This is a genomic window from Desulfosarcina sp. (assembly GCF_046496365.1).
GTDB lineage: Bacteria > Desulfobacterota > Desulfobacteria > Desulfobacterales > Desulfosarcinaceae > Desulfosarcina.
The window spans coordinates 1-13,167 of record NZ_JAWOHB010000059.1 but is presented as its reverse complement, the minus strand read 5'-3'; the positions used below and the strand labels follow the sequence as shown (position 1 = coordinate 13,167).

Here is a 13,167-nt window from a genome sequence, read left to right as displayed (position 1 = left end):
GCCGGGCTGTGTCTTTCCGTCGGAGGTGGAGCGGTCCTATGACCGCTCGTTTGCGCGCTTTGTCGAAACGTACAGCCGGCCAGGAGAACGGAAATGAACAAGAGACCAGACTGGTTCAAGGGCATCTTCCCGGCGCTGGTAACCCCTTCGACCAAGGATGAAGGAGTGGATGAATCCGCCCTGCGACAGGTCATCCGCTACGTTTTGCCGCATGTGGACGGTGTCGTGCCGGTGGGGACTACGGGCGAGTTCGTTTTAGGGTTTTTCTGCGTTTGCCGAAGGCCGCCTTGATCACGCGAAAAAGAAGGGCTTCATCCTGGGCGGGAAAGGGCGGGGAGCCGGCAAAACGGATGCCCACCACCGTTGAATCCACCTTGGGGGATGGGAAAAACAGGGCGGCCCGCACCTGCATCAGCACCTGCGTATCGGCACAATACCCCAGCATGACGGACAGCCTGCCGTAATCTTTGGATCCGGGGCCGGCACAGATCCGCTGGGCCATCTCTTTCTGGAGCATGAGCACAGCCCGGTCGATCCGGTGCCTGGCATGGATCAGCTGGACAATGACCTGGGATGAAATATTGTAAGGCAGGTTGCCCAGAATCACCAGCGCCCGGCCGACCTCACAAGCAATCGATTCCAGGTCAACCCGCAGGATATCCGCTTCCCGAATTTCGACATTATCGATACCGGCAGCCAGAAGTTCCGCCCTGAGCAGGCCGATGATGCGTCCATCCTTGTCCACGGCGATCAACCGCTTGGCAACTTTGGCCGCCGGCACACTGATGGCCCCCAGACCGGGGCCTATTTCCAGAACGATATCGTCACCGCCGATGCACGCTTTGCTCACGATGGCACGGGCCACGTTCGGGTCGTTGAGAAAATTCTGCCCCAGCTGTTTCTTGGCCTGGATATTCCAGGCGGTCAGCAGCGCCCGCGGGGATGTCATTGGGTTGCGCCTGAATCGTTGCCGGCCTGCCGGGTCCGGCGCCGGATGGAGATAAACACGCGCAGGGTAATAAAATAGGCCGCCGCTCCCAATATCGCCCCGATGACCACACCGCCGACGACCATGGCCCAGGTGACGTCCAGACCCAATTCCATCAGCTGAGAAAATGAGTTAAACGTGATGCTGTCGAGGGTTTTCTCATACCCCAGCAATACACACCCCAGCTTGTAATTGGCGTAATATACCAGGGGGATGGTAAGCGGATTGCTCAGCCATGTGCCCAAAACAGCTGCTGATTTACTCCCTCGAAGCAGAAAAGCGAAAGCGATGGCGACGACAGTCTGCAGGGGAATGATGGGGGTAATGGAGACGAAGACGCCCACTGCCATGCCCAGGCCAACATAGTGGGGGTCGCCCTCCAGTTGACGCATGCGGACCAGCATCTGGCTGAATCGTTCCCTGGGACCCGTAAAAACAGGTGGCTTCTTCTTGTGGCGGATGCGCGCTGCCTTCATGGTTCCGTCAACCGTCCCTGCATGTATGGCCCTCAGCACCCCGGTCGGAAGGGGCGGGAATGGTCCTGCTTCCGTTATCATCGGTTGTTTTTTCGCTCCCGGTCCAACTCACGCTTCTGGTCTCGTCGCCGAATGGTGTCGCGTTTGTCGTGGCTTTGCTTCCCCCTGGCCAGGGCCAGGCTGAGTTTGGCCTTGCCGGCCTTGAAATAGAGTCTCAAGGGTATGAGCGAGTACCCCTTTTCATTGACCTTGCCGTAAAGCTTTCTTATTTCGTGCCTGTGCAGCAGCAGTTTTCTGGAACGCAGGGGATCATGGTTGTCGTAATAGGCGAACGGATAGACCCCGATGTGCATCTGGTAGACGAAAACCTCCCCGTTTTTTATGCGCGCGTAAGCATCTTTCAGGTTGGCCTTGCCCATGCGCAAGGATTTGACCTCAGTGCCCGCCAGCACGATTCCGGCCTCATATTTATCTTCGATTATGTAATCGTGCCGGGCCTTGCGGTTTTCGGCAACCACTTTGATTGAATTGTTTTCCAAGGGGTCAACGCTCCTGTTGTTCGGGCTCGATCCTCGAGACCACTTCGCCGAAGGTTTGCTCCAACAACGCCTGAACCGCATCAGGGGTGGTCATGCGCATCGCTTCATCCATGAAGCCGCGAACCTCGGCCATATTGATTGACCGGATGGCGTTCTTCACCCGGGGGATGGCCTGGGGGTTCATGCTCAGTTCATCTACGCCCAGACCCAGCAAAAGGGGTGCAAAAAGGGGTTCTCCGGCCATTTCGCCGCACATATAGGTTTGGATGCCTTTTTCTCTGCTCACATCGCAGGTCCGCTTGACCATCCGCAAAATTGCCGGATGCAACGGCTGGTGAAGGTGAGCCACATGCCGGTTGCCCCGATCGATGGCCAGGGTATACTGGATCAGATCATTGGTGCCGATGCTGAAAAAATCAACTTTTTCAGCCAGGATATCGGCAGTGACGACCGCCGATGGCACTTCAATCATAATTCCCAAGGGTACTTTCCGGTTGTGGGCTACGCCCTGCTGTTCAAGGCACCGGGCAGCCTCGTCCAGCAGACCGATAACCTGTTCAACCTCTTCGATCCCGGAAATCATGGGAATGAGAATACGGACATTGCCGCAGGCCGCAGCTCTCAAGATAGCGCGAAGCTGCGTTTTAAAAATTTCGGGTTTCTTGAGGCAATAGCGGATGGCCCGAAGCCCCAGGGCCGGATTCAATTCATAACTGTCGCGGATAAAGTTCACCGCTTTATCCCCGTTGATGTCCAGGGTGCGAATGGTGACCGGGTGTTCGCCCATGACGTCGATCACATCCTTGTAATTCTCGTACAACATCTCTTCGTCTGGAAAGTCCGGCCGGCTGAGATACTGAAATTCAGTTCGGTAAAGACCGATGCCGTCGCCGCCGTAATCAAGCACGGAAACGACCTCTTCAGGGAGTTCGATGTTGCCCATAACCGAAATCCGGACACCGTCTTTGGTCCGGGCGGGCAGATGGCTTTTTCTGGCCATCAGTGCCTTTTGAATTTCGTATTGCTCGCGTCGCTCTTCGGTCTCCAGCAGGGTGTGTTCCGTGGGGTTGACCACGACGATGCCGGTCTTGCCGTCCACGATAAGGATGTCGTCGTTTTTGATCATCAACGTGGCGTTGCCCACCCCTAAAACTGCTGGAATTTCAAGCGTCCGGGCAATTATACTGGTGTGGGAAGCGCGGCCGCCGCGGTTGGTGACAAACCCTTTGATCCGTTCCAACTGGATCTGGCTGGTCTCTGCCGGAGACAGATCCCGCGCCACCAGGATCACCCGCTTGTCGATGCGGGCAATATCCACCTGATCCGCTCCAACCAGGTTTTCCATGATGCGGTCCGATACATGGGTGATATCCTCGGCCCGCTGCCGGAGGTAGTCATCGGACATGTTTTCGAACATGGGCTTGACCAGGGACACCACTTTTTTAAGCGCCCACTCGGCGTTGACACGCTCCTTTTCGATTACCTCGATGGTCCGATCATAGAGCATCTTGTCTTCCAGGAGCAGCATGTGGGTCTCTATAATCTGGGCATGCTGGCGAAATTCATCAGGGGTGGTGTCGATGATCCGCCGCATCGCTTCGCGGGCCTTTTTCACTGCAGTCCTGAAACGGCCCACTTCGGCGGACAGCGATGCTTCCTGCACAACGTACTTTTTAACGACATCCACCCCCTCTTTATCCAGGAGGTAAGCCTTGCCGATACATATTCCGGGAGAACCACCGATACCTTTGAGGATGGTTTCCTTGACTTCCTGATCTTCCATGAACGATTATTCTCCAAACCCGGAACGTATCAGCGCCGCGATATGCTCCAGGGTATCCAAATCCTTGTGATCGTCAATGCTGACCGTGATTTCGGTGCCCTTGGGGCAGGCCAGCGTCAGGATATCCAGCAGGGACGTGGCATCCGCCGTGTTGCCGTTTTTCATGATCCATACCCCCCCCTTGGCCTCTGCAGCCAGTTTGGCCAGCTTGGCCGCCGATCGGGCATGCAGACCAAGATCATTGACGATCTTAAGCGTTATGGACCGGGCTTGACGCATTGTATCCAACAATTCTGCCGCCGCGCCCGAGTTTGTGCGCTGACGGCGGGGCGGCCCAACCGGCCATCCCAGGCAATCCATAAACAAAAAAAGGGGATAAACCCTTTATTAGAACCTGATTTATCTATCAATCGCCGTAACTGATGTCAATGCGTAAACATTGACAATATTTGCTCGGGAGGATATGCTGATTATTAATAAAATCAAGCATGATCCACATCCTATAAGCGACTGACGCACAAATCTGAATCCATGGGAGACGCCTGTGACCACAACAGTGACCATCTTCGGCAAAAACGCTTGACCCCATACCACCGCGGCCCGTGAGGCCTACGCAAAAAACAGCCGCCCGGTCGAATACCTCAGCGTTGTCGATGATCCCCAGGCCATGGAAAAAATGCTGGCGCTCTCCGGCGGCCGCCGGAAAATACCGGTGATTGTGGACAATGGCCTGGTTACGGTGGGCTACCAGGGCAAAGGGTGAACCGTCTGAATCCGGCGGCTGGATGCTGCCCCGCAATGAACAATGAACTGATGCGGAAACCTGTCTCGACTGGGAAAAACACGCAAGAGGATCTGGATGGAGAAGCAGTTTTTAATCGACGATCTCAAATTGGGGGAATCCTGGCGTCTTTTTAAAATCATGGGTGAATTTGTGGAAGGCGTGGAGGGGCTGCACGACTTAGGCCCTGCAGTCACCATTTTTGGTTCCGCGCGCACACGATCCGGCGACGCCCAATACACAAAAGCGGAAACCATCGCCGCCCTTTTTGTCAAGAACGGGTTCGGGGTGATCACCGGCGGTGGCGGCGGGATCATGGAAGCGGCCAACAAGGGCGCCGCCGAGGCCGGCGGCACATCGGTGGGTCTTAACATCAAATTGCCCTTCGAGCAAAAACCCAATTCCTATGCAACGCTCCAGATGGAATTCAAGTATTTTTTCATCCGCAAGGTCATGTTCATCAAATATGCCGCCGCTTACGTCGTCATGCCCGGCGGCTTCGGGACCCTGGATGAACTGTTCGAAGTCATAACCCTGGTGCAGACCCGGCGAATTCGGCCTTTCCCCATCATCATGGTGGGATCCGATTACTGGAACGGGCTTTTGGCGTGGATCCGCGAACAACTGCTGGCCCAGTCGCTCATTTCCCCAAAAGACATGGACATCGTTAAGGTGCTGGATGACCCAGAGGAAATTGTGCACACGGTTCGAAAAATCCTCGTCATCTGAAATAACCGCCCAAGGATAATGCCATGCCTCCCGCTATCACTGTTGTCCCCTCGCACACGCCACCGTCCGGGGTTATCTCCACGGCCACTGTCGACCAGACAGTCCAGCGCCAGAATGCGTCGCTGCGAGCCCTCCACGAAACGGCGCTGGGCCTGCTGGATAAAATCGACAAAGAGGAGCTGCTGGAGACGATCATCGAGCGGGCCGCCGACCTGACCGGCACCGAGCACGGCTACATCTACCTGCTGGAGCCCAAATCGAACGTAATGCAGATGCGTGTCGGCAAAGGCTTTTTTACGGGACAGCTGGGCCGATCCGTCCGGATGGGTGAAGGCATAGGCGGTCGCGTCTGGCAGGCGGAGGCAACCGTTCTCGTCGCCGACTACAGCAATTGGCCGGGGCGGCTGGACGATCCATCACTTGACGGCCTGCGCGGCATCGTGGGCATACCGTTGAAATCGGATCGTCAGGTGCAAGGGGTTATCGGACTTGCTCATGTTGATCCCGAAAAACAATTCGATTATGAAGATGTCACCGTGCTGGAGCGCTTTGCAGCCCTGGTGCTGCTGGCGCTGGAAAAGGCGACCCTGTACAGCAAAGTCACCAGCGAACTGGCCGAGCGTAAAAAAGCCGAGGCCCGCATTCGGGAGAACGAACAGCGTTACCGCTCGTTTTTGGAGTCCTCCCCCGATCCCATTGTCGTCTATGACATGCGGGGCGAGGCCACCTATGTCAATCCCGCCTTTGAACAGACCTTCGGATTTTCCCGCCATGAACTACTGGGCAAACAGATCGATTTTGTGCCGGCAGCCTCCTGGCCGGAGACCAAGGCCGCCATCGATCGCATGCTCAGCGGACGAAAGATCACCATGTTCGAAACCAAACGACTGGCCAGAAATGGGCAGGTCCTGGACGTCCAGATCAGCTCGACCCTGTTTTATGATCATAACGATCGCCCCACCGGAAATATCGTGACCCTGAGAGATATCAGTGCCCGTAAGCGAGCGGAGGAGGCGCTGCAGCAGTATCACGGTCAGCTGGAGGAGCTAGTCCAGGAACGCACCGCGGAACTGGCCGACGCCAACCGTCGACTGAAGCAGCAGGTCGATGAACGCCAACGCGCGGAAGCAGCCCTGAGGGCTCAATCCAACCACCTGGAGGAGGTCAATACGGCGCTGCGGGTGCTTCTCAAAAAACGCGAAGAAGACAAACGCGAGGTTCAGGAGAATGTCATGTCCAATGTCAAAGAGCTGGTTTCACCTTACCTGGTGCGCCTGAAGCGGGGACGACTGGAACCGCACCAGGCGACCTTGATGGAAATCCTTCAGTCCAACCTGGACAATATCATTTCACCGTTTATCAGCAGGATCTCTTCACGCTACCTCAATTTCACGCCGACCGAAATCCGGGTGGCCAACCTGATCAAGGAGGGCAAAACGAACAAGGAAATTGCCGAACTGCTTTTAATATCAAAAAACACGGTGCTCTTTCACCGCCACCACATTCGGACCAAACTGAACTTGAAAAACAAGAAGATCAATCTCAGAACCCACCTTTTATCCTATGAAGAATAGTGGTTTCAACCCACTATTTACCTGCTGTTTTATCAACTTGACATCAACCGGGGATCAAGTGGTAGATTAGCGCTAAGATTGCTGAGACAACAGACTGGAAATTCTCCAGCATGCATTCCTTCAGATGGCCATGATTTTTTGATTACCGAGTATAATCAGCGCCAAACAACATCTTGACCGTTTTGTGAGATTTTCCCTTGACTTGTCAGGATTGATCTTGCATAAGATATAAAAAATTTTATGAATGAAATTCAGTTTTTATTTCATGTATAAATAAGTATCGACGCCATGGAAATTATCAGCCCATTGCGCCCACGCATGAAATCACCCGAAGCGGCCTTGACCTTCAGCCACGCATACGGAAGCAACCCGAACTGACTGCTGAAATTATGAATCCTCTGACCATTGCCGACGTGACCCTGACCTTCGGTGGAATCAATGCCCTGACCAACGTTGACATGCGTTTCGAACCCGGGCTGATCAGCTCCGTCATCGGACCCAACGGAGCCGGCAAAACCAGCCTGCTGAATTGCATCTCCGGGTTCTACCACCCCACCAGCGGTGAGATAAAGTATGGCGACCGTCGCTTGACCCACGCCTCGCCCCATAAAGTCTCCAGCCTGGGCATTGCCCGGGCCTTTCAGAACCTGGAGCTGTTCAGAGGCATGACCGTGCTGGACAATCTGATGTTGGCCCGCCACCAGAAACTCAAGTACAGCTTCCTGCACGCCCTGGTCTACTTCGGCAAGACCTCCCGGGTGGAAGCGGAAAACCGGGGGTATGTGGAGGATGTCGTCGATTTCATGGAATTGGAACCCTACCGCAAACGCATGGTTGGCTCGCTGAGTTACGGCGTCCAGAAACGGGTGGAAGTGGCCCGGGCATTAACCCTGGACCCGACCATTCTCCTCCTGGACGAGCCCATGGCCGGCATGAATATCGAAGAAAAGGAAGACATGGTCCGCTTTATTATCGACATCCAGAAGGAACGGGAAACCACCATCATTCTTGTGGAGCATGATCTGGGCGTCGTGATGGACATCTCTGACCATATTTACGTGCTGGACTTCGGTGAACTCATCGGGTCCGGAAATCCAGCCGAAGTGGCCCGAAACAAGAAAGTCGTCGAAGCCTACATCGGAGAAGATTGATCAGCCCATGGAAGACAAGGACCACCTGCTCCAATACACCATTCCCCAACTGCTGCGCTGGCGGGTCAACACCACACCGAAAAAGGTGGCCCTGCGGGAAAAGGATTTTGGCCACTGGAACGTCTACACCTGGGAGCAATATTACGCGCTGGTTCGCAAAACCGCTCTGGGATTGGACCAGATCGGCCTGCAACGCGACGACAAGGTGGCCCTGATCGGCGACAACATCCCCGAACTGCTCTTTGTGGCCATCGGCACCCATGCGCTGGGCGGCATCTCCGCCGGGATCTATCAGACCAGCCTGCCCGATGAAATCGCCGACATCCTCAACTACCTTGAGGTATCCGCGGTGTTTTGCAATGACCAGGAACAGGTGGACAAACTGGTTGAAGTCCGCGACCGGATTCCAGGCGTAAAAAAAGTCATTTTTGAAGATCCACGGGGCATGCGCAGCTACCAGCGCGATCCATGGTTCATGAACATCGAGGCCATTTACGCCTTGGGTGATACGGCCCACCAGAAAGACCCCGACCGCTTCGAAGCGTTGGTGGACCAGGGCACTCCCGACGATCCCTGCCATTTGTGTCTCACCTCGGGCACCACCGGATTGCCCAAGGGAGCCATGATGACCCACCGCAATTACATCAACATGGGCGTCCAGATCACCAAGGTCGACCCGCTGGAACCCACGGATGAATACCTCTCTTTTCTACCTTTTGCCTGGATCGGCGAGCAGATGAACTCGTTTGGCGTAGCCATGGCAACCGGCATCACCATCAATTTTCCCGAATCCGTGGAAACCGCCATGGAGGATTTGAAGGAGATCGGTCCCCACTTCATGTTCGGCGCCCCGCGGATATACGAAGCCATCCGTTCTCAGATCTGGCTCAAAATCGACGAGTCCTACTGGCTCAACAAAAAATTATACGACTACTTCATCCAGGTCGGCGAGCGGGCGGCCCGCTACCGGATGACCGGAAGCCCCATGCCAATGGGGCTGCGCATCAAGTCCTGGCTGGGAACCCAGATGATGTTCCGGCCCCTGATCAACCAGATCGGCCTGATGCGCCTACGGCGGGCCTACACGGGCGGTGCCGCCCTGGGGCCGGAGCTGTTCACCTTTTACCAGGCCATCGGCGTCAACCTGAAGCAGATCTACGGCCAGACGGAAATCACCGGCATCGCCTACATGCACCGGGACGGCGACGTACGGCCGGATACCGTGGGCAAGCCCCTGCCGGGAACGGAATGCAAGATCTCCGAGACCGGCGAGATTCTCTCGCGCTCGGCGTCGGTGACCCCTGGCTATTTCAAGCTTCCGGATAAAACCGAGGAACTGCTGGAAGACGGTTGGCTGCACTCTGGGGATGCCGGCTACATCGATGAAAACGGCCACCTGGTGGTCATCGACCGGGTTGCCGACGTCATGCATAACCGCCATGGAGAGATGTTCAGCCCCATGTTTCTGGAAAACCGGCTCAAGTTCAGCCCCTACATCAAAGAGGCCGTCATCTTCGGCGACCAGCGGGAATTCGTGGCCGCCCTGATCAACATCGACCCGGTCGTCGTGGGTAAATGGGCCGAAGACCGGGCCATCTCATTCAGCACCTACATGGACCTTTCGGCCAAACCGGAAGTGGCCGACCTGATCTGTGAGCAGGTGAAATCCATCAACAGTCGGGCGGAAAAAAACCATTTCCGCATCAAACGGTTCGCCATCCTCTACAAGCTGCTGGACACGGACGACGGCGAACTGACCAAAACCGGCAAGATCCGGCGCAAGTTCGTCAAGGAAAAATATCAGAACCTCTACGAAGCGCTGTATGACGAATCGGTTTCGGAAAAGACGGTAAACGCCCTGTTCCAGTACCAGGACGGGCAGACCGCCACCGTCGAGACTTCAATCAGGTTCTACACCATGGAAGGCGACCGATGAGCTATTTTTTTCAACTGGTGGTCAGCGGAATCGTGGTCGGGTCCATTTATGCCCTCTCGGCCCTCGGGTTCGTCCTGATCTATAAATCCAGCCGGGTGCTGAACATCGCCCACGGCCAAATCATCGCCGCCGGGGCCTTTATCGTCTATGCCCTCACCGTATGGGCCGGAATTCCCATCATCATCTCCTTCATGGCCAGCATGGTGATCACCTTCTTTCTTGCCATGAGTGTAGAGCGGGTGTTTCTGCGGCGGCTCATCGGTGAACCCATCATCTCAGTGATCATGGTGACCATCGGTTTGATGTCGATTCTGGACGGCCTCATCTACCTGACGCCCTTCGGATCGATGAACTACTCTTTTCCCGAGTTCTTACCGTCCACCCCCATCAGCCTGGGGGGGGTCTCGATCTCCTGGACCCAGATGGTGGGGGTCGTCATCACCGTAATACTGATAGGGACCTTTTCGTGGTTCTTCAAGAGCGCAACCCTGGGCATCAGTATGCGGGCGGTGTCCGACGACCAGCTGGCCTCCATGAGCGTGGGGATATCGATCCCGCGGGTCTTCGGTCTGGCCTGGGCCATGGCCGGTCTGAGCGCGGCCGCCGCAGGGGCCATCATCGGCAATATCACCGGACTTAACTTCGAGACGTTGCGCGCCTTCGGCATCACGGTGTTTCCGGTGGTCATCCTGGGGGGGCTGGACTCCATCATCGGGGCGGTCGTGGCCGGGATCATCATGGGCCTGATCCAGCAGTTCGCCGCAGGGTATTTGGACGGCAACTGGGGGCTCAACGGCACGGCTGATGTGCTGCCCTATATCATCCTTTTGATCATTCTCCTGTTCAAGCCCCACGGCCTGTTCGGGACCCATGAAATCGAGCGAGTTTAAACCATGTCCACCAACCGATGGTTCGATACAGGGAATTTTTACACCACCTACCGGGAGGAGCAGCGCATTTTCAGGACCCATCTCGACCGCCTGCTCTTTAGCCTTTTCCTGATAAGCCTCTTCGCCTGGCCTCTTTTTATCTCGACCAGCAACAGGAACATGCTGGTGATCAACAACATCCTGATCGCCGTCGTGGCCGTCTACGGCCTGAACCTGGTGACCGGGTTTGCCGGCCTGATCTCCATCGGGCACGCCGCCTTCGTGGGCATCGGGGCCTACACCCTGGCCGGAACGGCCCGATCCATCGGCGAAAGCCATGTGCTGATCACCCATGCCTGGCCGCTGATGATCCTGATTTCCGGTTGCGTGGGAGCGCTATTCGGGGCCTTCGTGGGGCTGCCGGCCATGCGCCTCAAGCACCTTTACCTGGCCATCGCCACCTTGTCGTTTCAGATGATTTTTACGTGGACGATCAGCTTCATGACCTTCTTCAACCAGGGCCAGATGATCGCGGTGGATCGCGTCTTCTGGATCAACGGTCAGGTGGGGCGCAACGAGCACTATCTTTTCTGGTACTACGTGATCCTGGTCACCGCAGTAATCTGCGGTCTGGGGGTGCGCAACCTGCTGCGCACCCGCTACGGACGCTGTCTGGTGGCGGTGCGCGACAACGACCGGGCCGCGGACGCCATGGGGATGCACCCGGGCCTGACCAAGGTGTACGCCTTCGCCCTGGCGGGATTTTTCGCCGGAGTCGCCGGGGCCCTGCACACCTACATGTTTCGAGGGGCCGGCTTCGAGTCGTTCACCCTGCACCACTCGATCATCTACCTGGCCATGGCCATCGTGGGCGGTTTGGGGACCCTGCCCGGCAGCCTCCTGGGACCGGTGGCGATCCAGATCCTCGAGCTGCAGATGGAACACCTCTCGGAGTGGGCCGGCACGATTCTGCCGGCCTCCATGAACCTGGCCACGGCCCTGCGGCCCCTCGGGTTCGGCCTGGTGATCGTGCTCTTTTTGATGTTCGAACCCCGTGGGATCGCCAACTGGTGGCGCATCTGCCGCTCTTATTGCAAACTTTGGCCGTTCCGCTACTGAAAGGCCCTGTAAAAATGACGGCGTGCAATCCGATTCCACGCCGCCGGAGAAAGTTAACCACTCACCACAAGGGAGGCGTAAAAATGAAAAGGAACCATTTTCGGCTATGGGTTGTTGTGCTGGCGGCGTTGCTGGCACTGGCGTTCACGGTTCCGGTCCAGGCCGAGGAAACCTTCAAGATCGGTTTGTCGCTGGCGATCACCGGCCCGACCTCGGATGCCGGCAACCCGTATTCCAAGGGCGTGGAAGACTACATGCGCCTGGTCAACGACACCAAGATTCTCGGCGATGCCAAGGTAGAGTTATCGATCCGCGACGACATGTACGAGACGGCCGTGACCAAACGCAACTTCGAGGACTTTCTCGATCAGGGAATTGTGCTGTTCCTCAGCTATGCCACCGGTGCCAACCAGGCCCTGGCCAAGGATTTCAACGAGGTCCAGATTCCGGTGATCCCGGCTTCCATGGACGTGTCGCTCGTGGGTTTGTCCAATTACATTTTCCTGCCCATCGCCTCGTATTCCCACCAGTATGTCGGTGTGGCCGAGTACGTGGCCAAGAACCACAAGGGCGGCGGGGTACCCAAGGTGGCCGCTTTTATCCACCCGTCGGCTTTCGGACGCGCGCCGTTGGATGGTTTTAAAGCCGCCGTCACCGCCGGATTAAAGCTGGATCTCGTCGAGGTGGTCGAACACGGCAAGGACCTGGACAACAGCGCCCTGCTGCAGAGGCTTGCCAGCAAGGGAGTCCAGTACGTCCTGTGCCAGACCGTCCAGTCGCCGGTGGCCACGCTGCTCAACGACGCCCAACGACTGAGTATGTCGGCCAAGACTTTCGGTGAACCCGGTAAGATCACCTTCATGGGCGCCCACTACACCGGCGGCAACGACCTGATCGCTTTGGCCGGTTCGGCTGCGGAGGGTTATTTCTGGACCACCTCCTATCGTTTGACCACCGAAGCGGGGCCCTTGACCGATTTTCAGCTGGAACTGGCCAAAAAGTACGGTCGCGATGACAAAGCCGCCAACTCCCATAACTACACCAGTGGTATCCTGGTGGCCCAGCTGGTCACCGAAACAGCGCGACGGGTAATGGAGAGCGGCAAGGAAGTCAACCGGGCCAATCTCTACGCAGCCCTCAAGGCCATGAACGGCGCCAACGCCTTTGATACCTTCACCACCGTCGGGCCGGTGACCTTTTCCGAAACCGACCGCATGGGGGT

General features: G+C 56.6%; 14 protein-coding genes. 9 read left to right on the top strand and 5 right to left on the bottom strand.

What is annotated here, in order from left to right; translation table 11 throughout:
* Positions 1-93: 93 nt before the first annotated feature.
* The gene (locus tag R6V78_RS04985) at positions 94-291 is read left to right on the top strand and encodes a dihydrodipicolinate synthase family protein (RefSeq protein WP_410288233.1); all 198 of its coding nucleotides are present in this window, start codon (positions 94-96) and stop codon (positions 289-291) included.
* Here the strand turns inward: R6V78_RS04985 and rsmA are convergent.
* From rsmA to R6V78_RS04960, 5 genes are all read right to left on the bottom strand, one after another.
* Positions 239-949, bottom strand: a complete 711-nt coding sequence (gene rsmA / locus R6V78_RS04980; protein ID WP_410288232.1) for a 16S rRNA (adenine(1518)-N(6)/adenine(1519)-N(6))-dimethyltransferase RsmA — start codon at positions 947-949, stop codon at positions 239-241. The two genes, R6V78_RS04985 and rsmA, sit on opposite strands and share 53 nt — an antisense overlap.
* Entirely contained in the window at positions 946-1,464 is a 519-nt protein-coding gene (locus tag R6V78_RS04975) for a DUF2062 domain-containing protein (RefSeq protein WP_410288231.1), read from the bottom strand. The genes rsmA and R6V78_RS04975 overlap by 4 nt, the downstream gene beginning before the upstream one ends.
* Before the next feature lie 77 nt (positions 1,465-1,541).
* Entirely contained in the window at positions 1,542-2,003 is a 462-nt protein-coding gene (gene smpB, locus R6V78_RS04970; RefSeq protein WP_410288230.1) for an SsrA-binding protein SmpB, read from the bottom strand.
* A 4-nt stretch (positions 2,004-2,007) separates the two neighbouring features.
* Positions 2,008-3,786, bottom strand: a complete 1,779-nt coding sequence (gene ptsP / locus R6V78_RS04965; protein ID WP_410288229.1) for a phosphoenolpyruvate--protein phosphotransferase — start codon at positions 3,784-3,786, stop codon at positions 2,008-2,010.
* Positions 3,787-3,792: 6 nt separating this feature from the next.
* The gene (locus R6V78_RS04960) at positions 3,793-4,077 is read right to left on the bottom strand and encodes an HPr family phosphocarrier protein (RefSeq protein WP_410288228.1); all 285 of its coding nucleotides are present in this window, start codon (positions 4,075-4,077) and stop codon (positions 3,793-3,795) included.
* Positions 4,078-4,330: 253 nt separating this feature from the next.
* Here R6V78_RS04960 and uxx1 point away from each other — a divergent pair, with 253 nt between their 5' ends.
* The 8 genes from uxx1 to R6V78_RS04920 form a co-directional block, all read left to right on the top strand.
* Positions 4,331-4,549 (top strand): UXX-star selenoprotein family 1, encoded by a 219-nt coding sequence (gene uxx1, locus R6V78_RS04955; protein WP_410288227.1) that lies wholly within the window; start codon positions 4,331-4,333, stop codon positions 4,547-4,549.
* A gap of 96 nt (positions 4,550-4,645) precedes the next feature.
* A complete protein-coding gene (locus tag R6V78_RS04950) occupies positions 4,646-5,296 on the top strand; it encodes a TIGR00730 family Rossman fold protein (RefSeq protein WP_410288226.1) in 651 nt (216 codons plus the stop codon).
* Positions 5,297-5,319: 23 nt separating this feature from the next.
* Positions 5,320-6,870 (top strand): PAS domain S-box protein, encoded by a 1,551-nt coding sequence (locus R6V78_RS04945; RefSeq protein ID WP_410288225.1) that lies wholly within the window; start codon positions 5,320-5,322, stop codon positions 6,868-6,870.
* A gap of 389 nt (positions 6,871-7,259) precedes the next feature.
* Positions 7,260-8,021, top strand: coding sequence for an ABC transporter ATP-binding protein (locus R6V78_RS04940; RefSeq protein WP_410288224.1), 762 nt, complete (start codon positions 7,260-7,262; stop codon positions 8,019-8,021).
* Positions 8,022-8,028: 7 nt separating this feature from the next.
* A complete protein-coding gene (locus tag R6V78_RS04935) occupies positions 8,029-9,957 on the top strand; it encodes an AMP-binding protein (protein WP_410288223.1) in 1,929 nt (642 codons plus the stop codon).
* Complete coding sequence (locus tag R6V78_RS04930; RefSeq protein ID WP_410288222.1) at positions 9,954-10,847, top strand: branched-chain amino acid ABC transporter permease; 894 nt, start codon at positions 9,954-9,956, stop codon at positions 10,845-10,847. The genes R6V78_RS04935 and R6V78_RS04930 overlap by 4 nt, the downstream gene beginning before the upstream one ends.
* Positions 10,848-10,850: 3 nt before the next feature.
* Complete coding sequence (locus tag R6V78_RS04925; RefSeq protein ID WP_410288221.1) at positions 10,851-11,945, top strand: branched-chain amino acid ABC transporter permease; 1,095 nt, start codon at positions 10,851-10,853, stop codon at positions 11,943-11,945.
* Between the two features lie 83 nt (positions 11,946-12,028).
* A partial coding sequence (locus R6V78_RS04920) for an ABC transporter substrate-binding protein (protein WP_410288220.1) occupies positions 12,029-13,167 on the top strand: 1,139 nt, incomplete at its 3' end.